Here is a 23,999-nt window from a genome sequence, read left to right as displayed (position 1 = left end):
AGTTCTGCGAAGGTTTTGGGTCGCATGAACTGTCTATGTGGCCATTTTTTTTGGTTCTGCGAAGCTTTTTGGTCACATGAACCCTCCATGTGACCATTTTTTCAAATTCTACGAAGCTTTTTGGTCACATGAACCCTCCATGTGACCATTTCTTTGAGTTCTGCGAAACTTTTTGGTCACATGAACCCTCCATGTGACCATTTCTTCGAGTTCTACGAAGCTTTTTGGTCACATGAAACTCCCCATGTGACCATTTCTTCGAGTTCTACGAAGCTTTTTGGTCACATGAACCCTCCATGTGACCATTTTTTCAAATTCTGCGAAACTTTTTGGTCACATGACCCCACTAATTCACAACCCCCCAATAATACTCGCGGTACACCATTTCCATCAAAAGCCAGCTCCGATAACCTTTACCACACATTATTTCCTTATAATACATCACACTATGATTACAGAGATTTTTTCTCTGTAACCATAGTGTAAGGAGTGAGAGAAATGGCTCGGAGCAGTAATAAATTATTAGTTCCTGGTATTGAACAATATTTAGATCAGGTAAAATATGAAATAGCCCAAGAGTTTGGTGTAACTCTAGGTTCAGATACCGTATCAAGAGCAAATGGCTCTGTTGGCGGTGAAATAACGAAGCGGCTTGTCAAACAAGCTCAATCTCAATTATCAGGACAAAATAATCCTTAAAAAATTAATATGGTGGCAAAAAAAAGTCCGGTTTTCACCGGACTTTTATAATTATTTATTTTTTTCAATTTGTTTATTATTTTTATCCTGTTGTTTTTGACTTTGTTCTTCAGCTTTACTTGATTGGTTATTATTGCTTTGAACTTCTTTTTTATTTTGCTTATTTTCATTAGTAAGCTTTTCGGACTTTTTTTCCATCTCAGCAATATTCGATAGAGGAGGTTGATCAATCGTGTTTTGCTGATTTTCAGGAATGACCGTTTCAATGCTCATTTCTTCTTGCTTTTCTTTTTCGACAGCTTCTTTTTTGTCTGATTTAGTTTGTTTATTATTGGACTTATCCTCTTCCACTTTTATCTCTTCTTGTTTTAGCTGGCCTACTGTTACTCCCTTATCAGTTGCCTGTTTTCTTTCTTCTTCTGTTCCTTTAACAACCGTAATGGAAGCTTCCTGTTTCGTTGCAATCTCTTTAATATTCGATAATTCCTTATTTAAAAGGCGATTTGATTTTTTATTACTGTCTGCTATAACCGTCGAACTGAGGATAATCTCGCCATCTCCGAAGCCTTGTTTTTTCATTTCAGATAAAATCTTTTCTGATACAACGGAAAGGTCCTGTTTCTTCCAGTTCCCTAGCATATTAATAATCTTCTCCCCCTCATTGTTATATGGGTGGATACCAATTACTTCTAGAGCCTTATTAACCTCTAATTCGAGACTGGATTCATTATCAAGAGACATATAAGCAAAAACTTGATTGTCATTGTACGCTGGTATAAAGGTAGCTGCACCTATTAACATCGCCAAAACAGCTGCAGTAAGAGCCTTACCTTTAAATGAAGTAAACCACTTTGTCATCTTTGCGGTCTTTCCCATTTCTTCTTCAAGTGGGATAAATTGAATTTCTTGGCCAATTTGGTATTGGGATTTATGATTACCAGCCCGCATAAACTGACCATCTGGGGTTAATATTGTTAAGAATCGATCATCTATTTCAAGAATTATTCCTGTCTTCACTATTCTAACACCCCTTTAATATAGTCCTGTAAGTAATGGAATTCTTCTAATAGAATAATGGCGATTGCAATAATATATTTTCGATTACGTTCGATCGTTTTTCTGCTGACATTGGCGTATTTTTCCAACTCTTTGATTGGAAGCCTCTTTTTTTCAGCTAAGTAACTTGAAAGTTCTTCGTTTTCCACAATAATTTTAGCAATGGACATGGCATTTTTTCGTGCATCCGCATGCTTTGGAGATTGTTCGATAATTTCTTGGAAGGTAAGTCCAAAACACTGAAGTTCCTTAGAAAACAATATTATTTCTTCTCTTCGCAGCTGCTCCTCGTTAACTTTATTATGATGCTCAATAGAGAGCTCATTTTCAATAGACATTCCACTTGCCGAATCATCGTTTTGAAATTCGGAAACAATGTCTAGTCTTAAATTATTGTCTTTTGCATGCTTTCTAATAAAATCAATAACTCGCCGCTTAATAATGACTTCGGCAAAGCTTAATAATGACTTCCCTTTTTCTGGGCTAAATTTTTCAATGGATTCATTAAAGGCGATCATACCAATACTGAACTCATCATCTGTTTCATGAATATACCGTTTGCAAACAGAGGATACCGTTTTTGCAATAAATGGTTTGTAAGAGTCAATAAGTTCATTTTGGAGGGAACGGTCGCCTTGTTGGATTAAAGCTACGGTTTCTTCTAATGTGTTTCTTCGTTTATTCTTGATGAATATTAATCCTAACATTACCTCACCTCTCTGACCCAACCAATTATAACATACGATCTTTGTTTGCAAGTTATAGGGGTCAAAGATGGTAAAAAATAATTTTTGTATAACTTCTACTAAACATTTCGGAATTAGGGGATCCCGTTTTGGGGGTATCCAAAACATCCATTTTTTTCTATTATGTATAGCTTCTATTGATTTGTTTTAGCATCCAGTCGTAATTGATCGTATCGTAAAGTAAGCGCTCTTATGATAAAACCGGTTAGTAACCCAGGGATTAAACATAGCATTGGCAGAAAAACCGGCCCTAATAATACACCAAATATTTTAAACTTAGGTGAAATCATTAATCCGACTGTCACAAAAAATGCCCCAAATACGAACGGAAGGTATGATCTCTTCTCTGTTTCAGGCATGGCATTTCGGTAGCCATCCCAGAGTGAGAACATGTAAAAACATGGATAAAACATTAGCCATTGATAATTTGCCGTTTTAAAAGCTCTTTCAATTTCCCAAAGAAAACTATACATAATGATTTCATTAAAATTACCCATTATATTTATAACCATTTCAGAAATCACAAGAAACAAACCCTTTAAAATTTGTCCGGAGATTATTTGACTAAACCCCGGCATTGCAACATTCCAAAGAATAGCTTCTAATTTCCCTTGTTTTTTCATCATTCTCATACTTTATCAAAAAATTTTTTCACTATTAGTTGATTGTGCGAATTTAAATTTTTTCTTGTTCTAGCCATTGTACAACCTCCAAATACTTGATAAGGATATATTGTACAAATAAAGAAAATTTATTAGTAAATTTTTTACAATTTAATTTGAAATAAAGATAAAAAAGCCTGCAGCTAACTCATTTTTAAATGAGCTAGCCACAGGCTATTGTTAACCTATTGATGCAGATCCATTGGATTATACAGTTTTACATCAGGATTCTTATCTTGGAACCATCTAAGCGCGAATTCATTTTCAAATAAAAATACTTTGTTATCAAAACGATCCACACAAAGCAGACTTCGTGAGCTTGAGAGATTATCATTTACATCCTCATTCTCAACCCAGCGAGCCACTTTTGAACCTAACCGTTCCATTATCACTTCTGCATTATATTCATTTCTCATTCGATGTTCGAATACTTCAAACTGTAATTGCCCAACAGCTCCTAATAAATAATCATCCGTTTTTAACGTTTTGAAAAGCTGAATAGCCCCTTCTTGAACCAATTGCTGAATTCCTTTATGGAAGGATTTTTGCTTCATTACGTTTTTAGCACTTACACGAACATAAAGTTCAGGTGTAAACTGCGGAAGACGCTCGTATTGAAATTGCTCTTTTCCAGCAACCAGCGTATCACCAATTTGGTATGTTCCAGTATCATATAACCCAATAATATCACCGCTTACCGCTTCATCAACCGTACTGCGGTCATCGGCCATAAACTGAGTAGACGACGAAAGTTTAATTGGTTTCCCTGTTCGTGATAAGGAAACCGACATTCCTCTTTCGAACTTACCTGAACAAATTCGTAAAAAGGCAATTCGGTCACGGTGTGCCGGATTCATATTTGCTTGTATTTTAAAAATAAAGCCGGAGAATTCTTCTGATAATGGGTCGATCTCACCCGCTGTTGAATTCCGAGGCTGTGGCGTTGGAGCAAACTGCAAGTAAGTTTCCAGAAAAGTTTGTACTCCAAAGTTAGTAAGCGCACTACCGAAAAATACTGGTGTTAGGGAGCCCTCTTTTACTCGTTCAGCTGAAAAGTCATTTCCAGCTTCATTTAAGAGCATGATCTCTTCTAGTGTCTGATCATATAATCCTGAAAGCTTTAATGGATGTTCTCCTTCTATTTCACCATCATCATTCAATGAAATAAAGCGATCTGTTTCATCCACACGGAACTGTTCTATTCTTTTATAAAAACGATCATAAATTCCTAAAAACTCTTTCCCCATCCCAATTGGCCAGTTCATCGGATAGGATTCAATTCCAAGAACTTCTTCTAGCTCTGCCAACAATTCTAGCGGTGTTTTACCTTGGCGGTCTAATTTATTAATAAAGGTAAAAATCGGGATTCCTCTCATACGGCAAACTTTAAATAGCTTGATTGTTTGATCCTCGATCCCCTTTGCGGAATCGACAATCATCACGGCACTATCAACTGCCATTAATGTTCGGTATGTGTCTTCACTAAAATCCTGGTGACCTGGGGTATCAAGAATATTTACTTTTGTACCATGATAATCAAACTGCATGACACTGGACGTAACCGAAATTCCCCGTTGCTTCTCAATCTCCATCCAGTCACTCGTAGCAAATTTCCCCGTTTTTTTAGCTTTAACTGTTCCAGCGTCGCGAATCGCGCCACCAAACAATAATAATTTTTCAGTTAATGTCGTTTTACCGGCGTCTGGGTGAGAAATAATCGCAAACGTTCGGCGTGATAAGACTTCTTCCTTAAAATTCTTCATTACAGATTTCCTCTCTTTAACAGTCAAAATCTAACCCATAATTTCAATCTTATCGTGGATACGAAAAGTTTGCAATCTAACAATATATGCAAATCTTTTTTCATGATATGTTCTTTCTTTCATTATGCCATACCGTTAAAGTATTAATCCGACTGAAGCACCCATTAAAGCCAGTACAATTGAAAGAACTATATATAGAAATGCGACTCTCCACCGCTTTTCTAAAAGGATAAAGACAACCTCATTGGCAAATGTTGAAAAAGTTGTAAATGCACCGCAAAATCCAATTCCAAAGAAAAAATAACCAGTATCCGCAATCACTTCTGCGCGATGCAAATTGACTAACAACCCTAAGATAAACGAACCAATCAAATTAATGATTAAAGTTGAATACGGAAATTTGGTTGTCGTTTTCTTGATTATCCAATTCCCGATTAGAAACCTAAAGCCTGCACCAAAGGAACCGCCAAAACCAATAAGCCAGATCATATTGTTTTTCCCTTCCTTGCATCAATGAACTTCGCAAGTTTAAAACCGGCGAATGCTAAGCATATTCCAGCAAGGAAACTTACTAGAACATAGGAACAGGCTAACCCAATCCTGCCTATTTCAACAAGTTTTAATATTTCAACTGAAAAGGTCGAAAACGTTGTAAAGGAGCCTAGAAATCCGGTTCCAAGCAATAAAAAGACATGAGGATGATCTTCCTTATAACGAGCAGCTACCCACCCAAGTAATAAACTTCCAACAAGATTTACTGCCAACGTATTAAAGGGAAATCCAGATTCATTCGTTCCGATCCATTCACCGACCCAAAATCTTGAAATGGCTCCAAAATAGCCTCCAAACATGACGAAAATTACCTTCATCCGATCACCTTCCTTTTAGGCAAAAAAAAGGCCTAGCCCTTTTGGGCCAAGCACCTTGTTAGCTGTACTTAAGTGGAACTTCTAGCCACCTTGAAACACCATACATCGTTAATTTTTCTTGATAAACCGGCTTGCAATCTTCAAGTAAACAAAGGCGGAACACCTCGAAGCCTTCTGTTTGTCGCACCTGTTCCTCAATTTCACGTTTGATTGTCACGTCCGTTAATTCCCGGGTTTTCTTTGGCGCTAATTCAATCACGACAACACCATTATTTAGCTGTTCTTCCAAATAGGTTTTTGAAAGGGCAAGCTTATTGAACTTCCGGTTTATTCTCCAGAGATTAATCCCATCTATTTTTTTCCAAAACATAAGAATCCTCCATTTCAATCACATGGCTGTCCATCAATATATAATTCGGTTGATTGTCCATATTTATGTCGGTTTTTGTCGATGGAATTTGTCATTTTATTACGTAAAATGTCACTCTAATATTTTAATATATATTTTTAGAGTTGAAAACCTTTTCTTTTCATTATCCATGAACTCCCAGTGCTATTTTTGCGTAGCGGGACATTTTCTCTTTTGTCCATGGCGGACTCCAGACGATCTGCACATCAATGCTTTTTAGCCCCTCTATTGAATCGGAAAGCTTTACTTTTACATCGTTAACGATTTGACCAGCTAAAGGGCAACCCATTGAAGTCATCGTCATTACAATATTTACATCGTTTTCTTCGCTTACGTTTACTTCATATACTAAACCTAAATTCACGATATCGATCCCAAGTTCAGGGTCCAGTACCTCTTCTAGGACTTCATAAATTCTCTCAGTAAGTTTTACACTCATTTTAATACCTCCAGTGATGGATTCAATGCAACGCATAAAGTGTTTGCTTTATTACATCTTAATTATCCTGTCCAGTATAAGTAGTGATGATTATCACTATTATTGTGTTGGAAACCAAAAAAAATCATCATGGAGGTAAAAGGAAAAGGGGGCCGATTACTACGGCACCCTTTTTACATGCTTTTATGTAATATTTCTAGTACATCTCGCAATTCTTTTACCGGAATTTGTCCTGGTGCAGAGGCAGCACTGCCTGCTCCAAATGTGAATGCTGATCCAAACACTTCACCAGCTAAGCGGCTAATAACTCCAGTTCCGCCCATTGACATTGTAATGATTGGGCGATCAGCATATTGCGTTTTCATCGTATCGGTTGCATCCAACAATGTTATAACATCCGCTACAGAAGTAGGCATTACAGCAATTTTAGGAATATCCGCACCATATTCCTGCATTTTACGAAGGCGATTTACAATTTCATCCTTCACTGGTGTTTTCTCAAAATCGTGATTTGACATGATTACGAAAACTCCATGCTTCTTTGCCAGAGATACAATTGCTTCAATATTTTTAGCTTCATTAAAAAGCTCTACGTCTATTAAGTCAATCTTTTCTGAACGGATCGCAGCTTGATTTAGCAGGACATAAAAACTGTCACTAATTACTTTGTTTCCGCCTTCCTTGTGACTTCTAAACGTAAAAAGTAAGAGAATATCTCCAATTACCTCTCGTATCTTAGAAACCATTTTTTGGACAGACGGTAAATCCTCCACTTGCTCAAAGAGGTCCACCCGCCATTCCACGACATCCGGCTGCAGGGACTTCACATATTCTGCCTCTTGCAAAATTTGACCTTCGTTTGCCCCAACTAGCGGAATGATAATTTTGGGAATCCCTTCACCAACGGTTATATTTTTTATTGTTAAAGTACTCATTTCATCATCCTCTTTATCCTATCCCCATTTATTGTTCTAAAACCTTCTATTCTGCCTATCATTATACAGCAGACTATCTTCAAATAGAGGTATTTTCCATCTAAGCTTTTTATTACCCAATGATTACTTTTTCCTTCGGATAGTGGAATTGCTCTTTTATCGTTTTTCCTCTTATTAAAAATAAGAAAGAGAAAATTCCAATTCTCCCCACAAACATAAGGGCAGTAATAACTAATTTTCCGCCTGTACTTAGAGATGGAGTAATTCCCAATGATAAACCAGTGGTACCAAATGCAGAGGTCACTTCAAAGAGAATTTCAATTAAACTGATTGAAGGCTCTAAAAAACTTAGTAAACTCACTGAGGCAAAACAAATGATACTAGCTGTTGAAATAACGATAAATGACTTATAGATATCCCCTGAATCTACTTCACGGCCAAAAACTTTAAGTGAATCCTTACCTCTGGCATAAAAAAAGATACTTAAGATCATGATCGCAAACGTTGTAGTTCGTATTCCTCCACCCACACTACTGGGAGATGCCCCAATAAACATTAATACACTTAATAATAACAAAGTGGGGCGTGAGAAATCGTTCATATCCATCGTGGCTAATCCTCCATTCCTGGCAGAAACAGAATGGAATAAGGAATAAAACAAAGATTCGTGCCATGACTTATCAACAAAAAAATGATTTAATTCAAAAAGGTAAATAAATAGTGCCCCTAAAAACATTAATAAGAAAAAGGTTGTCGTGGTCAATTTAGTAAATAAAGTGAACTTATATGCGATTACGCCCCGGTGCAACATATAATCCTTTAATTCAACTAATACCGGGAAGCCAATCGCACCAAGAATAAGAAGAACCATATTTATTGTTTGAACAAAATAATCATTCGCAAACGGAATAAGTGATGACCCTGTGATATCAAAGCCGGCGTTTGTAGTAGCACTAACTGAGGCAAAAAATCCTTGAATGAATGCTTCTTGCCAGGTTGAGAAGTATTTCAAAAAATATACTCCTAAGATTGCGGCACCAATTATTTCGATCGTAATAATAATCACTAATATTTGTCTCATTAAGCGGACTAATCCGGAGAAGGTTGACCGGTTTTGATCCGTCATAATTAACTGACGATCCTTAAGACCTATCCTTTTTCCAAATACCAGCCAAACGAAGGTTCCAAGCGTCATGATTCCAATTCCACCAAACTGGAGGATAAACGCTAAAATAAAATATCCTAAAACATTAAATGTATCTGCAGTCGATACTACGGTTAACCCCGTAACGCTTATCGCACTTACTGCGGTAAACAGCGCATCAACCAATGATAATTCCACACCTGGCTGAAGTGCAGCAGGGAGACTAAGTAATAATGTTGATGCAATAATTGCTGCCAAATAAAATAAAACGATTAACTGAACGGAGGTTAATCGAAATCTCTCATTCCGTCTACCTTTTCCCACCATTTCACAACCTTAAAACATGATAGGCTTAGTATATCAAATTTTCTAATCGTTGAATAACTTAAAAAAACCTGTCTATTCATGGACAGGTTTCTCTATTATTCATTATTTCACTGTTGTATATTTGTACTATTATTAACGTCCGTAGTTAATGATGCCCCTTCTTGACGCTGCTTTTTCAAATCAAAATAGGCATTCATAACCCTACTGCCAATGTACAAGTTGGCATGATGATCTGTGCTACCGGTATAAGACCACGGAACAATAACGGCCATTGCAATTTCAGGAGCGTCTGATGGAGCATACCCTACAAGACTAAGATTCATCACGGGTGCCATCTTGTAATTCTCAAGCGGTCCATCATAGAACGATTCAGCCGTTCCTGTCTTACCAGCCGGGGAATAGGGTGCACCACTGAAATAGTTAAAAGCTGTTCCTCCTTTTTCTTGCATAACCTTTTTAAAGCCAAGCTGGACACGTTCAATCCAACCGTCCTCTAAATCCAGCCTATTTAATACCTTCGGCTGAATCTCTCCGACCAAAGGTCCAAGTTCATTTTTCAATAGAGGTTCGTGGATTTCTTTTACCAAATGCGGCTCCATTCGATTTCCGCCATTGGCAATTGTAGAGACATACTGGGCAAGCTGCAGGGTTGAATATGTATCAAATTGACCTATGGCAAGATCCATTAAATGTCCCGGTAACGTACTTGAACCCTTGAAACCTATTTGCTCACCGGGTAAATCAATTCCCGTTCGAACACCAAGACCAAATTGAGCAAAATGTTGACGGATCGTATTAAAGGCTTCTTTATTGATTGGCAATGGTCCATGAGGCACATACCTTCCTTCACCGATCCTGATCGCTGTTTGGAACATATATACGTTTGAAGAATATTTCAAAGCGGTCACATCGTTTACAGGACCTAGCACCTTCCATGATCCTTTCCTTAGAGTATTTATATACATGGGTGTATCGTTAATGGTTGTCTCTGGTTGAATAACACCGGTTTGAAAACCAGTTAAAATCGTTGCTCCTTTAACAGCTGAACCAACATTATAGGTTGTTGTGAATGTACCGAGGGCATCATCCTGAAATTCCGTTTTCCCTGTATTCGGATCCTTAACAATACGTTTGCCAGCCAACGACTTAATTTCACCTGTATTCGGATCCATTAATACAACATAGGCACGATCTAACAGTCCCGTTCCTGGAGACCCTTTAGCCTTCAAAAGCTCTTCTTCAATAATCTTTTCCACTGTAACTTGAAGATCCATATCAACAGATAATACAAGATCATTCCCGGGTTTACCTTCCGTAACCGTTTCTATATTGACTATATTTCCTTCTTTATCTGTAACATTTTTCACCTTAGTTTTAATCCCGCTTAATACATTTTCGTACTGTTTTTCAAGATAGCTTGTCCCAACTCGATCATTTCGGCTGTAACCTTTTGATAAATAGCTGTCAATTTCTTCAGCTGGCAGACCTTTATCGGAACTTGTTACCCCACCAAGAACCGTTCTTAATGTATTAGTATAAGCGTATGAGCGTTCCCAATCTGTTGTTGTGTTCACACCGGGGAGAAACTGCAAATTTTCACTTACCATAGCATATTCTTTAGGTGTGACATCTTTATTTTTTACAATTTGTGGAGTGAATTTATAACCGCTCGAAAATTCGCGATAGATTGCCAGAACCTCTAAATCCTGAGGTGACAATTTACTTAAATCCACTTCGGTGATTCTATCAAGGGTTAACTGATATATTTCTTTGTCATATTTCTTTTCTTTATATTTTTTCTTTAGTTCTTTTCGATCACGTTTAGAAACCTTTTGTTTTGCTTCCTTAGGGTATTTGATCATCCAGTAATCCTTTTTATCTCTTTCTGTTACCTTGTGGTCATCCTTCTCTATTAATTTTGCTAGTCTTTCAGCAACCTCTATCATTTCCTCTTGACTAACCCCATAGTTTGTATAGGTGATTGCATTTTCCGGGACGTTATTAACCACAATCTTTCCTGTATTATCAAACAGCTTTCCCCGTGGAACCGGATTATTGACCGTCACCGAATCCATTCTTTCAATCTCTCGTTTGTAATCTTCCCCATATACAATTTGAACCACTCCCAGCCGTAAAATTAAGGCTGTAAATAACACAAACACAACGAAAAAAATCGTGTTTAACCTAAATGAAATATGTGTTTTATTTTCCTTTGTCAATTCATTCTACACCTTTTCCGAAGAATATAAGATTCTAAAATTACAAGCTTACTAACATTCACGAACCTCCTCTACCTATTGTAATTTTATCTCTATTTTAACACTTTTTTACAATAAATGTTTCCTTAAAATTGAACATTTCAAATGTCAAAAAACAATAAAAGGGCTAAAATAAAATAGAAATGAAAGAAAGGAAAGTGAATTCATTATGGAAAAAATCATGTTCATTGAAACCGGGATGGGGATTGACGTCCATGGCCAAAATATAACAAAAGCAGCCATTCGAGCAGTAAAAAATGCGATACACTTTAATTCGATGCCTGGTATTCGTTCTGTTCTACCAGGAAACAGCTTAGAAAATATGAAAGTAAATGTAAAGCTCGCCGTTCCATGTGATAAAGACAAACTGGAAATTGACGCTGTAAAAGAAGCATTGCCTTATGGAAAAGTTACCGTTGAGGTTATCGATGGTGGAATGCTAACAACAAGCGGGATCGTCCTAGAAGATAAAGGAGATAAAAATGATTTAATGTACATTGTTGTTGCATCTGTGGAAGTTGGTTATTGATTTTTGATAAGAAGTGGGGATGACCGATGACGGGAATCTATTTGGACAATAGTGCAACGACTAAACCATATTCAGAAGTTATAAAGAAGGTTGTGACAATGCTTACCGAGGTGTATGGGAATCCCTCATCATTACACCGTCTCGGTCAGGAAAGTAAGGCGGAGCTTGAAAAGGCTCGGCAAATCATTGCCGATTCTCTTAATGCAATGCCTGATGAAATATACTTTACCTCGGGAGGTACCGAGTCTGACAATCTTGCCATTAAGGGAGCCTGTCTAGCTAATTCCAAGAACGGAAAACGCATTGTAACCACTGTCGCTGAACACCCTGCTGTCATGAAAACAATACGGGATTTGAAACGACAAGGCTGGGAAGTTAAATATGTTTCAGCACCAAATGGCGAACTGGATATGGAAGAGCTGCAACAGGCTATTGATGAGCAAACTGTGCTGGTAAATGCCATGTTAGTGAATAATGAAACAGGTTATATTTTCCCAATTGAAAAAATCAAGAAAGTCATTAAAGAGAAACAATCTCCCGCCCTTTTGCATTGTGATGCGGTACAAGGATATGGAAAGTTACATTTTACGGCGGCAAGTCTCGGTGCCGACTTAATCAGCATCAGTGCCCATAAAATTCATGGCCCAAAAGGCACCGGTGCACTATATGTTAGAAATGGGATCAAGATGTTTTCTCTTCATCTTGGCGGAGGACAAGAATACGGTTTACGTTCAGGTACAGAGAGCACGCCTCTAATTGCCGGTTTTGGTGAAGCCGTAAGAATCACCTTTTCCAATATGGATACGGATATTTTGCATATGAAAGAGCTCCGTGATACTTGCATTGGCGCCATTTCAGAGCAAATACCTAAAGCGATTATCCATTCGCATAAGCAGGGAGCACCTCACATCGTGAACTTTTCTCTCCCTGGACTTCATAATAAGGAAGTTGTCGAGTTCCTTGATACTCAAAATATATATATTTCGAGTGCGGCCGCCTGCAAATCTAATCATTCCCGGGGCCCTTCCATGCTGGAATCTCTTGGATTAAGCCGCGCTCTCGCAGACAGTGCACTTAGAATTAGCTTTTCACATCAAAATACAAAAAATGACATAGATCAATTAATGAAAGCTCTAGTGGAACATTGCAAGGTTCAGCACTCTGATCTTCTTTTAAAATAAGTGAGGAAAATACTAAACGGCAGAGACTTTTCTCTGCCGTTAGTGTAAGTTATTATAATGCTGATTCCTTTGCTGCGCCTGCTGCAGGAAGGATTGTTTCTACTTCAGCATGTGGACGTGGGATAACATGAACGGAAATGAGTTCCCCAACACGTGTAGCTGCAGCTGCCCCAGCATCTGTTGCTGCCTTAACAGCACCTACGTCACCTCTAACCATAACTGAAACTAACCCGCCACCAACATGTTCTTTACCAACAAGGTAAACATTTGCTGCTTTAACCATTGCATCTGCTGCTTCAATAGCACCTACTAAACCCTTAGTTTCAATCATACCTAATGCATCATATTTCATTTTTCATACCTCCACATTTTTTTAATGTTATCCGTTTCCACTTACTTTTATATAAAATATTAATTCTATTACACTACTACTTGTTAATTTACAGGTCCTTTGCTACCTTACCTTGAGGAAGAATACTTTCAACTTCAGCGTGTGGACGCGGGATTACATGAACGGAAACCAGTTCGCCAACACGTTGAGCTGCAGCGGCTCCGGCGTCAGTGGCTGCCTTAACAGCACCAACATCACCTCTGACCATTACGGTTACAAGACCGCCGCCAACATGTTCTTTGCCAACAAGATTAACATTTGCCGCCTTTACCATTGCATCCGCTGCTTCAATTGATCCTACTAAACCTTTTGTTTCAATCATTCCTAGTGCATCATATTTCATTTTTCATACCTCCAAAATTATTATTTTACTAAGCTAATTTTCTTTATACAGTTAACATTCATCGCATTTGCTTCTTCGATATCGAGATGACACTCGAGAACAGAAGCATCATTTGCTCGAACTGCAACATTATTGAAAATACCACCACGTGGACCATTAACCTGAATTGATACAATTTGTCCATCTTCTACACCTAAACGCTTTGCATCTTCAGGGGTCATGTGAATATGCCTTTGTGCAATAATAAGACCTTCAGTCGTTTGAACAGAACCTTTTGGACCAATTATCGTGATACCCGGTGTCCCTTGTAAATCACCTGATAATCTTGGCTGGGCTGCTACACCAAGCTTATAGCAATCACCTTCAAGAACTTCAACCTGTGTTTTACTACGTACGGGACCAAGGACTCTAATTTTTTCAATCGCACCATTAGGGCCGCAAATGGTTACTGTTTCCTTACAAGCATACTGTCCTGGCTGTGACAGGTCCTTCAGCTTGGTCAGTTGATACCCTTCTCCAAACAGACGATATAAATCTTCTTTGGATAGATGAATATGTCGGTTCGAAACTCCCACCGGTATTTCATATGTATCCTCTTTCACTTCGGTTGGAGTGAGATTAGCTTGTAATGTCTCCATCAAAAGCTTCAGTACTTCATCATATTTATTCATTTAGGCTTACCCCCTCTTCATTGCATCCACTAACTCATTGATCAGCTTTAATAGCTGCTCATTATCAGAGCCGTTAATGTTCGATGCATATGAAGCTGGATTTTGACCACTTCCTACACAACTTGAACCTTCACAAATGTTATTTGAGAGTTCAGGATAGTTAAATGTTGGATCTGCAGAGGCTAATGTACTGCAATCTTTTAATCCGTATGCAACTCTCTTAACATTAATCAAATGGATTGGGCTAACATTTTCGGAAACAGAACTTCCGCCCCATGTTCCACATCCCAGTGTAAATGCAGGCATTAGTCCAGTACTTGCTCCAGTAGCTCCTTGAGTGCTGCCTGTGTTCACTAAAATACGCGCCGCTGGTTTTTTTGCAAACTTCATTACCAAGTCCCTATCCTCAGTATGAATACTCATGCTGTGACCAATACCATTTTGAAGTAACTTAATACAAAGTTCACATGCTTCTTGCCAATCTTTTACTGTATAGAAAGCCAATACTGATGTCAGCTTTTCATATGAAAGTGGATAATCAGGTCCAACACCTTGCTGTTCCCCAATTAAAACCTTTGTTCCTTCAGGAATTGAAAACCCTGCAGCTTCTGCAATAACCTGTGGTGATCTTCCAACAAACTTTGCATTCATGGCATGGCCGTTTTTAAACAACAATCCACAAACTTTTTTCGTTTCTTCCGGACTCATAAAATAGCCGCCCTGCTTTTTGAGTTCAGTCACAACCTGATCTCGATTGCACTCTTCCACAACAATGGATTGTTCAGATGCACAAATGGTGCCATAATCAAAGGTCTTACTTGCTAAAATATCTGTTACAGCTTGCTTAACATTAGCCGTTCTCTCAATATATGCCGGACAGTTACCCGCACCAACGCCGAGCGCTGGCTTACCCGAACTATATGAAGCCTTAACCAAACCAGGTCCGCCTGTTGCAATAATCATTTTTACTTCTTTACTTTTCATCAACGCATTGGTTGCATCCATTGTTGGCATTGAAATGCATCCAATAATATTGGCTGGAGCGCCTGCCTCTTCAGCTGCTTTGTTCATAAGCTCTGCCGCCTTCAACGTACATTTTGCTGCAGAGGGATGTGGAGAAAATACAATGGCATTACGTGCTTTAATGGCAATCATTGCTTTATAAATTGCTGTTGATGTTGGGTTAGTTGAAGGAACAATCCCCATAATCAAACCAACCGGCTCTGCAAAATCCATTACTTTCTCGTCTACATTTTCTGAAATCACACCAACAGTCTTGATATCTTTTATTGATTTATACAAGATAGTTGAAGCTAAATGATTTTTATAGGTCTTATCTTCAACTTTACCGAAACCTGTTTCTTCAACAGCCATTTTTGCTAGAAGAACAGCATTTTCCGAAGCTGCCTTTACCATATTGCACAGAATTCTATCAATTTGATCTTCTGAATATTCAGCAATCTGGTCGGCCGCAACTTTACCCAATTGGGCAAGATTTCTAACTGCTTGTATAGATCTTAAATCAAAATCAAAATTTTCCATTAGATGATTCCTCCCTTCCTTTTTTACATTAGTTATGAGTCTATTTTTCTTAATTGATTATTTTGTAATCGTGTAATATTTTTTTAATTCGGCTAGCAATGTTTTCTTATCTGCCTTCGAAATCTTTCTTCCTGCTATTCCGATCTCCTTATATTCACGGGCTAGATTGCGAAGTTTTGTCACCTTAAGGTTGTTAAGCACCTCAAAAGCTTCGTCTAAACCGGATTCAAGTACGATCAGGTCTAAAGTATTTTTATTCATTACATCTAAATCCATTTCCAAGGAAATGGTTCTTTTTTCTTCCACTTCTGCTTTCTCAACATTCGCTTTTGCATCTGGTTCTATTTTCATAGATTCATTAGTTTGTAGTTTCACTTTGACCCGAGGTTTTGTTGATACAACCAAACCAGACAATTCCTCATGAGGGCGTGGAATTACATGTTGAGAAATGAGCAATTCTCTATTGATTAGTCTTGCTGCTGCGACACCAGCATCAACAGCTGCAGTTACGGCAGCTACCTCCCCGGTTACAGTGATAGAAACAAGACCCCCTCCGACGTACGTCTTTTCTAATAGGGTTACATCCGCCGCCTTAAGCATCGCATCCGCACTTTCAACCGCTACAATGAGTCCTCTTGTTTCAATTAACCCAAGTGCCTGCATGTTCTTCCCCCTTAACTCTGGACAAGGTCAGCCCAGTTGGCCGGATATGTAGTATAGAATAATTTCGCCTTATCAGGAGAACCCCAAACTACCTTAGAACCTGACGGTACATAGATTACATCTCCAGGGTATGCAGTAAAGGTCTTTCCATTAATTGTTATCGTCAAAGTGCCTTCAATTACATAATCAATTTCCTCATAAGACAGTTCCCATTCAAAGTTGGATTTTTCTATTGTTAAAAACCCTGCACTCATTGAAGATTCATCTTTACTAATTAATTCTTGATAAGTAACTTTATCGTTTGGATTTCCAGTATCAAATACATCAAACTTCACCGAATTACCTCGGACTACTTTCAATCCTCCACAATCCCGTTCAGCAAGATAAGGCTGCTCAGGAACGTTATCAAACATTCCTTTCAGAAGACCTTTATCAACCAGAGTCTTGAGCACAGAATAAATCATATTACTGTCGATTGCATCGCCAAATGGGTTTGCTGGTTCAGAAGGTTTCACATCACAACATTTTTTCTCAACAGAAAACTCTACTCCACATTCTTTTGCTGCATCCTGGGCTGCCGGAGTAATGATTGTATTGCTATCAATATAGATTACTTTCTGCCCCTGCTTGTCCATAGCCTCAATATCTTTTACGCATATCAATTTCTTCATACCTTCACCTCCTTTCAAAAATTGACCAAGACTTACAAAAGTAGGTCTAAGTGTTTGAACATAAGCATTACTGATGAGTATCATCCAAAGCTAAACTCATCACTTAAACTTACAATCTTCATCAATGATTCCAACAACAACCGCGTCAACTGGTATCAAATCATCCCCGAGCATTCGGCGAGCCGATGAACCGGTGGTAATAATTACCCGGTCGCCTATTCCAGCACTTATAATATCTACAACAACAAGGCGCTGCCCCTCATTGCTACCTCCTATCACTTCCGCAAGCATAAACTTAAATCCGTTAAGTGATTCTGCTTTTCTTGTTGCCCATACAGTATCGATCAGTTTTGCAGTAATCATAGAACTTTACCTTCTTCCGACTTGCGTTTAATCTCTTGCATCGCTGCTTCAACAGACGAAGTGTCTCCAAATATGGCTATTAAAATCATATTTTGAGGACAACTCCCTCTTACATCCGCAACCGTTACACCTACTGCCTTTTCAGCAATATCTGCTGCATAAATCATTTCAATCATTCTTCCCTGCACAAGCCCAACCGCATCCACACAATCCAATTTTTTGTTGATACCTGTTCCAATTCTCCGATTAAGAATATCAAGTGTACCCTCCGTGGGGGATTTAATAATTCTAAACTCCATATCTATACCCTACCTATCATATGCTTTCCTGCCTGCAGCTAAGTGCTATTCCTAAAGGAGTGACAAACATCGGATTTTGCGGCTTATGAGTAAATATCCCTGTCTTTTTTTCAATAATTTCCTCAATTCCGTCTAAGCAGCAGGTACCACCAACCAAAGATATTTCGTTTACGTTATAACCTTTAATATGGACATTAATAATTGAAGAAATTTTTTCAACTACAGGCTTTAATACAGGTAACAATTCTTTATGATTTTTTGCATTACGCTTGTACTGTTCAGCTTCTGAAAAAGGAATTTTGTATGCCCCTGAGACGACTAATGAAAAGTGAGTTCCACCCGTTGGCTCATCCTCGACATAGACAACTTTTCCATCCTTAAGAATAGAAATACCCGTCGTTCCTCCACCAATATCAACTACTGCACCATTTTCAATTTTTAAAACTGCATTGGCGGCAGTCGGTTCATCAAGTAAATTAGTCAGTTCAAATCCGGCCGCCTGAACAACGTTCTTTACTGCTCCAGAATCTAGAGCATCTGTCCCTGGTGGAATCGCCGCAGCCGCAAATAATAATTCAACTCCTAATTTCTTCTCAAGCTCTTGCTTCAATTCTCTAACGATATGAACCGCTCCAATATAGTCAACTACCATACCGTCACGGACAACATCCGCATATCGGTAAGCACCAGCCACTGGTCGATAGTTTTCATCCAAAACAGCTAACACGACACATGCCGTTCCTAAGTCCACTCCGGTATAATAGACAGAAGATTCACCGACAATTGGATGTTCGATTGCTTTTTCAAAATCCCTCACAAGTTGATCACAGTATTCAAAAGTCTTATTTATTTTAGACATTTCTTCCCTCCAACCTCTGAGCAAATCAATTGAGAAAGACTATTAATAATCTGATTTATCTTGCCGAGAATATCTTCGTATTCCCTTTTCTCTCCCTTACTTTCGATACAAAGTTCTAGTACAACTGGCTCGATTTCTTGAAGAGCACAACGAAGCCTATGTAAAATCAAAATTTCTCTCCGCTTTGCAAGCTTCAAATGAAATTCGGTAATTTCAAAACAATCTTCCAGACTGTCAGAGAAATTGCTCTCATTGATTCCTGTACACTCCCCGCAGCAAAGGTTTTCAATTTGCCCTTTGTCCTTCACTCCATTTTTTATACAAGAAAATTGTTTATTTAGTTTAATAACATCCTGTGCCAAACAAACATCTCTGCTCAACAGCTCTTCAACAGTTAGAAGAAACAAAGCTTCACTGGACTTCATTTTCGAATAAAGTTTTAACTTTCTCCAATTGTCCCTGCTATCAGGTTCTTTAGATGAATGCCCGATGTTTGTAGCTCTACTCTTACTGGCGGAATCGTTATCAAAAATATAGATTCCACGGTCCGCAAGAAACTGTCGCGCTCCAGGTGTAAGTCTCGTATCTGTATCTAAGTCATAGGTCGTAAAAGGTTCATTTTTATATAAATCTCGCAAGTCACCTTCGGTAATAAAATTCATGTCCTTCCCTCATTACCTAGTTTTCTATCGAATAGAAATTCTTTTAAAGCACTTATTCCTATATCATAAGGAACACTAATTTTGAAAAAAGGATTGGTGACCCCAATCTGCTTAAGTTGTCGAATACACCAGTCCGCATTTTCAGGATGTAAATCAGCTTTTGTTATTACACCAATCACTGGACAGCGAAACACCTTTGCAAATCCGGGTGAATAAACCTCCTTACAGTTGGATTGGTCCACTAAAACCAATACATGTGAAGCATCTTGAACGGCTGAAATTAAATATTTGTACATCCACGTGTTTTCAAGATAAGACCCCGGAACATCGATTGTGTTCTTTCCGTAAATCAAATTCTGTGTTTTTCGAATGGGTCCCTCATGATCATTTATTGCATTGACCAAAGTAGTCTTTCCGCAATTAGTAGGTCCGATGACCATTATTCGCTTCTTTCTCATGTTCGTGTGATCGGGGTTGTCACAAATCCCAACATATTTTTCAATGTCTCAATTACTGCTTCGAGGGCTGTTTCTACACTTTGTACATCACCATTAATGACTACCGATCCCGTAAAGCGATCAAGAAACCCAATTTCAACATCTGCTGTCTTTGTAGCAATATCAGCAGCAATTATCGCGGTTTCATAAGGTGATAAAGTGAGAATTCCGATTGCACCTTTTTCGTCTATTCCCAATCGTTCATATATGTCTGGCATGGGTGACGCAATCACATGTGCAATCGTAACCTGTTTTCCCGGTACTGATTCCTGTATGATTCGCTCTATCGTCTTTTCAGCAAATGCTCCCATAATAATTACCTTTCGATCTTTTTTCGTTTCCACTATCATTTATCAATGATTGATAACCATAACGGGGAAGTCATATTCCTTTATCCAACTCTCAATTCTTTTCAATTCATCACTATTCAGGCTTGGATCTCCTGAAATCGGGTAATTCAATCCCAATTGGTTGTACTTATTCACTCCAAATTTATGGTATGGCAGTAAATCGATCCCTTTGAAATTTTTATAGTCGCGGAAAGGCATTAAAAAATGAATGACCGCGTCAATTTCAGCCTGACTATCATTGATTCCTTTTAGAAGAGGCATTCTGATCTTCACGTTATACCTACGTGTGAGTAATTCCTTCAAGTTATTTAAAATGCGCTCATTACGAACTCCCGTTAGTTCAAAGTGTCGTTCAGAATCAAGGTGCTTAATATCGAAAAGGAACAAATCAGTAAACTCAGCAACCTGGAGAACCGCTTCTAATTTTGCGTAGCCACTGGTCTCAATTGCAGTATTAATTCCTTCTTTCTTACAAACCATCAATAGATTTGCTGCAGCCTCAGGTTGCAGTAATACCTCACCACCACCTAAAGTGACGCCCCCACCAGACATATCGTAAAAAATTCTGTCTTCTTCAATTATTTCAAAAAGCTCAGAGATTGTTTTTACTTCTCCTACAATGGATAATGCCGATTCTGGACATATATCTGAACACTTTCGGCAGCCAATACAATCAATGTCGCGTGTTACTTCATGTTTAGAGGTTTCTTGTGAGATATTGTGTATTCCAACCGGGCAGACAGGAACACAGGCACCACAATCTGAACATGCACTTCTTTTAAACATAACTTGATAATTTCGTTCTAGCCCTTCGGGATTGGCACACCACTTGCAACGCAATGGGCATCCTTTAAAAAACACAATTGTTCTTACTCCCGGTCCATCGAACATATTATATTTCTGTATGTTGGAAACAAATGCTTTTCTTTCGATCATTCCTGCTTTTGGATTGCCCATACTGTTCAATCTCCTGTTTGATTCTTCTAGTAATTGATTTTTCTGCTGCTTGCCCCGAGCCCTACCAACAGCTGTGGTAACAAGCAGCAGAGAATCAACTAGTTATTATATTTTTGTCAGCACTGTTCTGCTTATGATTTCGTCCTGAACATCCTTACAAAGCTCTACAAAGTAGGCACTGTAACCTGCAACACGAACGATTAAATCACGATACTGTTCCGGATGCTTTTGCGCCTCAATTAATGTTTGATTATCTAAATAATTGAACTGCATCTCTCCATTGCCTAGCACGGAAGCTGTACGCAGAAGGGTGATAATCCCTTCTTCCCCTTCTGGAGTATCGAGTAAGCCGGCCATGAGCTTAAAGTTGTGAACCATACCAATGTTCATGCTATCAACAGCCATCTTTGAAATAGACTTGATAATAGCAGTCGGTCCTTTCACATCAGCTCCCTGAGTCGGACTTATACCATCTGACAACGGCGTCCAAGCACGGCGGCCGTTTGCTGTGGCACCTGTTAATTGTCCAAATGGAGTGTTATTTGAAATGGATAAAGTGCCGTGACTTAAAACAGAATATAATGTCTTGTACTGACGATGATCTCGTTCTGTAAAGTTAACTAAATCAGATGCAATCAAATCGACATAATCATCATCATTGCCATACTTAGGAGCATTCAGGCAGTCTGTTCTTAATTGCTCATAGCCGACAAAATCAGCTTTCAGAGCTTCATTAAGCTGCTGCAATGTATACTTTTTATCTTCAAATACTAATTTTTTGATCGCAGCCATGGAGTCTGTATAGGTAGCTAAACCGGACCAAACAACACCAGGACCAAAATTGTACATGGCTCCACCTGCTGAAACGTCTTTACCGTTTTCCATACAGCCTTCGTACATAATCGACATGAGCGGCTTTGGTGCTAATTCTCTATGAACACGCTGAGAAATGACGGTCGCAACGCTTGACCATTTAGTAATATATTTAATTTGTTCTTTAACGGCGTTTTCAAAATCCTCATAGGTTTTAAATTGGCTTAAATCTCCCATATCAGGAGTTACCTGCTTTCCAAACCACAGCGGAACTCCATGGTTGAGAACCAATTCAATGCAGATTGGCCATTGGGTATAAGCGGTGGAAGTCCACTGATAAAGGCGGCCCGATTTCTGAGGTTCAACACAGCCCATCAAACAATAATCTCTTGCATCTTCAATGGAAACCCCTTTTGCCAACATCATCTTTATATGCGAATCATCGAAATGGCAGGCAGGAAAGCCCATTCCAGAGCGAATAACGTCAACAATTTTCTTCAAATATTTCTGAGGTGATTTGTTGTGGATCCGTGTAGCTAAAGATGGCTGATAAATTTTAACATGACGAACAGCATCCATTAGCAAGTAGGTAAGGTCATTGGTAGCATCTCGTCCATCTCTGGTCACTCCACCAACACACATATTTACAAATGGCTGATACCCGGCAAAAAACTTCGAGCCCCCCTCACTTGTCACCCACATCATTTCAGACATTTTTATCAGCATACAACCCGCAAGTTCAAATGCTTCATGGTCAGTCATTCGACCCGATTCCTTGTCTTCCTTATAGAACGGATACATATACTGGTCGACACGGCCAATTGACATACCAGTCTGATTCTCTTCAACAACAAGGAGCGATTCAATTGTCCAAACAGCCTGAATTGCTTCCCAGAATGTACGCGGCTTATGCGCTGGTACCCTTGCATTCACTTCAGAAATCTTCATTAATTCTGCTTTACGCTTAGGGTTCGTTTCCTTTGCAGCCAGTTCTGCTGCATATTCCGATAAACGCTTGGCATAAATCATAACGCCTTCAGTTGTATCAATAATCGATTTATAGAAATAGATTTTTTCAATATCATCAGGGTTTTGATAATCAAGCGTTGCCAGATGATCCTTTGCTTCTTGCTGAATATCCAGCATGCCCTTTTTCATTAGGATGACATCGTAGCCCGGATTGGAGTCCCCGCCACCGTTTAATGCATGGTAAGAGCAATCTGATACGTACGACTCACCGGAAAGTGTCCAGACACCCGCTTCACGATATTGGTCCTCACAGTGTTCATCAACGGATTTCCCTTTCCAGAATGGGAAAAGTTCCTCTCGCATAATTTTCTTATCTTCATCCGATATATAGAAAGGGTCCTGAGGACGGGTTCCGATTGTATCAATTTCGTCCTCCATCCATCGCCATGCAAGATCTGGTGAAAAAGCTCCGGCACGAGGTGCTCCGTTAGGTGCTCCAACAATAAGCTCATCGTCTTGAATCACCAATGGTGCAGTTTCACAACAGTAGCGGAAACATTTTGCACGCAGCATAATCTTCGGCATGCCCGGGTTTTCCTTCGCAATTTTCGTGATTGCTCTTGCACGATAGGTAGTTATGGAAGGAACTTGCTTTAAATAGTTTTCTTTAAGCCTTTTTAGACGTTCAGTCATTCCCTCAGGAATCCCGCTATCATTACTACTGCAATCCTCGCTAAAATGTTCAGGCTCTTCTTTTGCAATATTCATCGAAACACCTTCAAACAACCTAATTAAAGATGCTCGTTCTTCAGCAGACATATTTTTGGTGGCTTCTGCTAATTTATTTGAGAAATCACGAATATCCAAAATAACTTACCTCTCATTCTTTTAAATTCTTATTTCATAAGATTTTTGAAAATACTAATCTATCT

General features: G+C 38.7%; 28 protein-coding genes. 3 read left to right on the top strand and 25 right to left on the bottom strand.

Annotated elements, in window-relative coordinates; all coding sequences use genetic code 11:
• The first annotated feature begins 498 nt into the window (after window positions 1–498).
• Window positions 499–699, top strand: a complete 201-nt coding sequence (locus tag ACI48O_RS03740) for a small, acid-soluble spore protein, alpha/beta type (RefSeq protein WP_435560365.1) — start codon at window positions 499–501, stop codon at window positions 697–699.
• A gap of 51 nt (window positions 700–750) precedes the next feature.
• Here the strand turns inward: ACI48O_RS03740 and ACI48O_RS03735 are convergent, their stop codons facing one another.
• The 11 genes from ACI48O_RS03735 to ACI48O_RS03685 all read right to left on the bottom strand — a co-directional run bounded on the left by ACI48O_RS03735 (window position 751) and on the right by ACI48O_RS03685 (window position 11,268).
• Window positions 751–1,716 (bottom strand): anti-sigma factor domain-containing protein, encoded by a 966-nt coding sequence (locus ACI48O_RS03735; RefSeq protein ID WP_435560364.1) that lies wholly within the window; start codon window positions 1,714–1,716, stop codon window positions 751–753.
• On the bottom strand, window positions 1,716–2,462 hold the full coding sequence (gene sigI, locus ACI48O_RS03730; protein ID WP_435560363.1) for an RNA polymerase sigma factor SigI: 747 nt from the start codon (window positions 2,460–2,462) through the stop codon (window positions 1,716–1,718). The genes ACI48O_RS03735 and sigI overlap by 1 nt, the downstream gene beginning before the upstream one ends.
• Window positions 2,463–2,635: 173 nt before the next feature.
• Window positions 2,636–3,124: a hypothetical protein gene (locus tag ACI48O_RS03725; protein ID WP_435560418.1), complete on the bottom strand. Its 489-nt coding sequence runs from the start codon at window positions 3,122–3,124 to the stop codon at window positions 2,636–2,638.
• A 224-nt stretch (window positions 3,125–3,348) separates the two neighbouring features.
• A complete protein-coding gene (locus ACI48O_RS03720) occupies window positions 3,349–4,926 on the bottom strand; it encodes a peptide chain release factor 3 (RefSeq protein ID WP_435560362.1) in 1,578 nt (525 codons plus the stop codon).
• Window positions 4,927–5,061: 135 nt separating this feature from the next.
• Window positions 5,062–5,415, bottom strand: a complete 354-nt coding sequence (gene crcB, locus ACI48O_RS03715) for a fluoride efflux transporter CrcB (protein WP_435560361.1) — start codon at window positions 5,413–5,415, stop codon at window positions 5,062–5,064.
• Window positions 5,412–5,795: a fluoride efflux transporter CrcB gene (gene crcB / locus ACI48O_RS03710; RefSeq protein ID WP_435560360.1), complete on the bottom strand. Its 384-nt coding sequence runs from the start codon at window positions 5,793–5,795 to the stop codon at window positions 5,412–5,414. The genes crcB (ACI48O_RS03715) and crcB (ACI48O_RS03710) overlap by 4 nt, the downstream gene beginning before the upstream one ends.
• A 58-nt stretch (window positions 5,796–5,853) precedes the next feature.
• Complete coding sequence (locus ACI48O_RS03705) at window positions 5,854–6,165, bottom strand: hypothetical protein (protein ID WP_435560359.1); 312 nt, start codon at window positions 6,163–6,165, stop codon at window positions 5,854–5,856.
• Between the two features lie 163 nt (window positions 6,166–6,328).
• A complete protein-coding gene (locus ACI48O_RS03700; RefSeq protein ID WP_435560358.1) occupies window positions 6,329–6,643 on the bottom strand; it encodes a metal-sulfur cluster assembly factor in 315 nt (104 codons plus the stop codon).
• Between the two features lie 173 nt (window positions 6,644–6,816).
• Window positions 6,817–7,578 carry a type I 3-dehydroquinate dehydratase gene (gene aroD, locus ACI48O_RS03695; RefSeq protein WP_435560357.1) on the bottom strand — a complete coding sequence of 254 codons (762 nt, stop codon included), beginning with the start codon at window positions 7,576–7,578 and terminating at the stop codon, window positions 6,817–6,819.
• Window positions 7,579–7,690: 112 nt separating this feature from the next.
• Window positions 7,691–9,049: a TrkH family potassium uptake protein gene (locus tag ACI48O_RS03690; protein WP_435560356.1), complete on the bottom strand. Its 1,359-nt coding sequence runs from the start codon at window positions 9,047–9,049 to the stop codon at window positions 7,691–7,693.
• 107 nt (window positions 9,050–9,156) lie between these two features.
• Entirely contained in the window at window positions 9,157–11,268 is a 2,112-nt protein-coding gene (locus tag ACI48O_RS03685; RefSeq protein ID WP_435560355.1) for a peptidoglycan D,D-transpeptidase FtsI family protein, read from the bottom strand.
• 208 nt (window positions 11,269–11,476) lie between these two features.
• On the opposite strand from ACI48O_RS03685, the gene ACI48O_RS03680 reads away from it, so the two are divergent.
• Entirely contained in the window at window positions 11,477–11,836 is a 360-nt protein-coding gene (locus tag ACI48O_RS03680; RefSeq protein WP_435560354.1) for a Lin0512 family protein, read from the top strand.
• A gap of 26 nt (window positions 11,837–11,862) precedes the next feature.
• Window positions 11,863–13,017 carry a cysteine desulfurase family protein gene (locus tag ACI48O_RS03675; RefSeq protein WP_435560353.1) on the top strand — a complete coding sequence of 385 codons (1,155 nt, stop codon included), beginning with the start codon at window positions 11,863–11,865 and terminating at the stop codon, window positions 13,015–13,017.
• Window positions 13,018–13,069: 52 nt separating this feature from the next.
• Here the strand turns inward: ACI48O_RS03675 and ACI48O_RS03670 are convergent, their stop codons facing one another.
• From ACI48O_RS03670 to cutC, 14 genes are all read right to left on the bottom strand, one after another.
• Window positions 13,070–13,369 carry a BMC domain-containing protein gene (locus ACI48O_RS03670; protein ID WP_435560352.1) on the bottom strand — a complete coding sequence of 100 codons (300 nt, stop codon included), beginning with the start codon at window positions 13,367–13,369 and terminating at the stop codon, window positions 13,070–13,072.
• Window positions 13,370–13,457: 88 nt separating this feature from the next.
• Window positions 13,458–13,751 carry an ethanolamine utilization microcompartment protein EutM gene (eutM, locus tag ACI48O_RS03665; protein ID WP_435560351.1) on the bottom strand — a complete coding sequence of 98 codons (294 nt, stop codon included), beginning with the start codon at window positions 13,749–13,751 and terminating at the stop codon, window positions 13,458–13,460.
• A gap of 20 nt (window positions 13,752–13,771) precedes the next feature.
• Window positions 13,772–14,422, bottom strand: coding sequence for a phosphate propanoyltransferase (locus ACI48O_RS03660; protein ID WP_435560350.1), 651 nt, complete (start codon window positions 14,420–14,422; stop codon window positions 13,772–13,774).
• Between the two features lie 6 nt (window positions 14,423–14,428).
• On the bottom strand, window positions 14,429–15,964 hold the full coding sequence (locus ACI48O_RS03655) for an acetaldehyde dehydrogenase (acetylating) (RefSeq protein WP_435560349.1): 1,536 nt from the start codon (window positions 15,962–15,964) through the stop codon (window positions 14,429–14,431).
• 57 nt (window positions 15,965–16,021) lie between these two features.
• Window positions 16,022–16,627 carry a BMC domain-containing protein gene (locus tag ACI48O_RS03650; protein ID WP_435560347.1) on the bottom strand — a complete coding sequence of 202 codons (606 nt, stop codon included), beginning with the start codon at window positions 16,625–16,627 and terminating at the stop codon, window positions 16,022–16,024.
• A gap of 11 nt (window positions 16,628–16,638) precedes the next feature.
• Window positions 16,639–17,298, bottom strand: a complete 660-nt coding sequence (locus ACI48O_RS03645) for a cupin domain-containing protein (protein WP_435560346.1) — start codon at window positions 17,296–17,298, stop codon at window positions 16,639–16,641.
• Between the two features lie 99 nt (window positions 17,299–17,397).
• Window positions 17,398–17,661, bottom strand: coding sequence for a EutN/CcmL family microcompartment protein (locus ACI48O_RS03640; protein WP_435560345.1), 264 nt, complete (start codon window positions 17,659–17,661; stop codon window positions 17,398–17,400).
• Window positions 17,658–17,960, bottom strand: coding sequence for a BMC domain-containing protein (locus ACI48O_RS03635; RefSeq protein ID WP_435560344.1), 303 nt, complete (start codon window positions 17,958–17,960; stop codon window positions 17,658–17,660). Before ACI48O_RS03635 ends, ACI48O_RS03640 begins: the two co-directional genes overlap by 4 nt.
• A 16-nt stretch (window positions 17,961–17,976) precedes the next feature.
• A complete protein-coding gene (gene eutJ, locus ACI48O_RS03630; RefSeq protein WP_435560343.1) occupies window positions 17,977–18,819 on the bottom strand; it encodes an ethanolamine utilization protein EutJ in 843 nt (280 codons plus the stop codon).
• Window positions 18,807–19,481 carry a cobalamin adenosyltransferase gene (locus ACI48O_RS03625; protein ID WP_435560342.1) on the bottom strand — a complete coding sequence of 225 codons (675 nt, stop codon included), beginning with the start codon at window positions 19,479–19,481 and terminating at the stop codon, window positions 18,807–18,809. The genes eutJ and ACI48O_RS03625 overlap by 13 nt, the downstream gene beginning before the upstream one ends.
• On the bottom strand, window positions 19,478–19,921 hold the full coding sequence (locus tag ACI48O_RS03620) for a EutP/PduV family microcompartment system protein (protein WP_435560341.1): 444 nt from the start codon (window positions 19,919–19,921) through the stop codon (window positions 19,478–19,480). The genes ACI48O_RS03625 and ACI48O_RS03620 overlap by 4 nt, the downstream gene beginning before the upstream one ends.
• Before the next feature lie 14 nt (window positions 19,922–19,935).
• Window positions 19,936–20,289 carry a BMC domain-containing protein gene (locus ACI48O_RS03615; RefSeq protein ID WP_435560417.1) on the bottom strand — a complete coding sequence of 118 codons (354 nt, stop codon included), beginning with the start codon at window positions 20,287–20,289 and terminating at the stop codon, window positions 19,936–19,938.
• Window positions 20,290–20,331: 42 nt separating this feature from the next.
• Entirely contained in the window at window positions 20,332–21,285 is a 954-nt protein-coding gene (gene cutD / locus ACI48O_RS03610) for a choline TMA-lyase-activating enzyme (protein ID WP_435560340.1), read from the bottom strand.
• A gap of 105 nt (window positions 21,286–21,390) precedes the next feature.
• Window positions 21,391–23,934, bottom strand: coding sequence for a choline trimethylamine-lyase (gene cutC, locus ACI48O_RS03605; RefSeq protein ID WP_435560339.1), 2,544 nt, complete (start codon window positions 23,932–23,934; stop codon window positions 21,391–21,393).
• Window positions 23,935–23,999 lie beyond the last annotated feature (65 nt).

The sequence above is a fragment of the Neobacillus terrisolis genome (genome assembly GCF_051233475.1).
In the GTDB taxonomy this organism is placed as follows: domain Bacteria; phylum Bacillota; class Bacilli; order Bacillales; family Cytobacillaceae; genus Bacillus_BU.
This window is presented reverse-complemented; position numbering and strand designations above follow the sequence as displayed.

What these genes read in the sequence shown, in the direction of transcription:
- ACI48O_RS03740 (WP_435560365.1), top strand. Translation starts at nt 499, where the DNA reads ATGGCTCGGAGCAGTAATAAATTATTAGTTCCTGGTATTGAACAATAT.
- sigI (WP_435560363.1), bottom strand. Translation starts at nt 2,462, where the DNA reads ATGTTAGGATTAATATTCATCAAGAATAAACGAAGAAACACATTAGAA.
- ACI48O_RS03725 (WP_435560418.1), bottom strand. Translation starts at nt 3,124, where the DNA reads ATGAAAAAACAAGGGAAATTAGAAGCTATTCTTTGGAATGTTGCAATG.
- ACI48O_RS03720 (WP_435560362.1), bottom strand. Translation starts at nt 4,926, where the DNA reads ATGAAGAATTTTAAGGAAGAAGTCTTATCACGCCGAACGTTTGCGATT.
- crcB (WP_435560361.1), bottom strand. Translation starts at nt 5,415, where the DNA reads ATGATCTGGCTTATTGGTTTTGGCGGTTCCTTTGGTGCAGGCTTTAGG.
- crcB (WP_435560360.1), bottom strand. Translation starts at nt 5,795, where the DNA reads ATGAAGGTAATTTTCGTCATGTTTGGAGGCTATTTTGGAGCCATTTCA.
- ACI48O_RS03705 (WP_435560359.1), bottom strand. Translation starts at nt 6,165, where the DNA reads ATGTTTTGGAAAAAAATAGATGGGATTAATCTCTGGAGAATAAACCGG.
- ACI48O_RS03700 (WP_435560358.1), bottom strand. Translation starts at nt 6,643, where the DNA reads ATGAGTGTAAAACTTACTGAGAGAATTTATGAAGTCCTAGAAGAGGTA.
- aroD (WP_435560357.1), bottom strand. Translation starts at nt 7,578, where the DNA reads ATGAGTACTTTAACAATAAAAAATATAACCGTTGGTGAAGGGATTCCC.
- ACI48O_RS03690 (WP_435560356.1), bottom strand. Translation starts at nt 9,049, where the DNA reads ATGGTGGGAAAAGGTAGACGGAATGAGAGATTTCGATTAACCTCCGTT.
- ACI48O_RS03680 (WP_435560354.1), top strand. Translation starts at nt 11,477, where the DNA reads ATGGAAAAAATCATGTTCATTGAAACCGGGATGGGGATTGACGTCCAT.
- ACI48O_RS03675 (WP_435560353.1), top strand. Translation starts at nt 11,863, where the DNA reads ATGACGGGAATCTATTTGGACAATAGTGCAACGACTAAACCATATTCA.
- ACI48O_RS03670 (WP_435560352.1), bottom strand. Translation starts at nt 13,369, where the DNA reads ATGAAATATGATGCATTAGGTATGATTGAAACTAAGGGTTTAGTAGGT.
- eutM (WP_435560351.1), bottom strand. Translation starts at nt 13,751, where the DNA reads ATGAAATATGATGCACTAGGAATGATTGAAACAAAAGGTTTAGTAGGA.
- ACI48O_RS03660 (WP_435560350.1), bottom strand. Translation starts at nt 14,422, where the DNA reads ATGAATAAATATGATGAAGTACTGAAGCTTTTGATGGAGACATTACAA.
- ACI48O_RS03655 (WP_435560349.1), bottom strand. Translation starts at nt 15,964, where the DNA reads ATGGAAAATTTTGATTTTGATTTAAGATCTATACAAGCAGTTAGAAAT.
- ACI48O_RS03650 (WP_435560347.1), bottom strand. Translation starts at nt 16,627, where the DNA reads ATGCAGGCACTTGGGTTAATTGAAACAAGAGGACTCATTGTAGCGGTT.
- ACI48O_RS03645 (WP_435560346.1), bottom strand. Translation starts at nt 17,298, where the DNA reads ATGAAGAAATTGATATGCGTAAAAGATATTGAGGCTATGGACAAGCAG.
- ACI48O_RS03640 (WP_435560345.1), bottom strand. Translation starts at nt 17,661, where the DNA reads ATGATTACTGCAAAACTGATCGATACTGTATGGGCAACAAGAAAAGCA.
- ACI48O_RS03635 (WP_435560344.1), bottom strand. Translation starts at nt 17,960, where the DNA reads ATGGAGTTTAGAATTATTAAATCCCCCACGGAGGGTACACTTGATATT.
- eutJ (WP_435560343.1), bottom strand. Translation starts at nt 18,819, where the DNA reads ATGTCTAAAATAAATAAGACTTTTGAATACTGTGATCAACTTGTGAGG.
- ACI48O_RS03625 (WP_435560342.1), bottom strand. Translation starts at nt 19,481, where the DNA reads ATGAATTTTATTACCGAAGGTGACTTGCGAGATTTATATAAAAATGAA.
- ACI48O_RS03620 (WP_435560341.1), bottom strand. Translation starts at nt 19,921, where the DNA reads ATGGTCATCGGACCTACTAATTGCGGAAAGACTACTTTGGTCAATGCA.
- ACI48O_RS03615 (WP_435560417.1), bottom strand. Translation starts at nt 20,289, where the DNA reads ATGGGAGCATTTGCTGAAAAGACGATAGAGCGAATCATACAGGAATCA.
- cutD (WP_435560340.1), bottom strand. Translation starts at nt 21,285, where the DNA reads ATGGGCAATCCAAAAGCAGGAATGATCGAAAGAAAAGCATTTGTTTCC.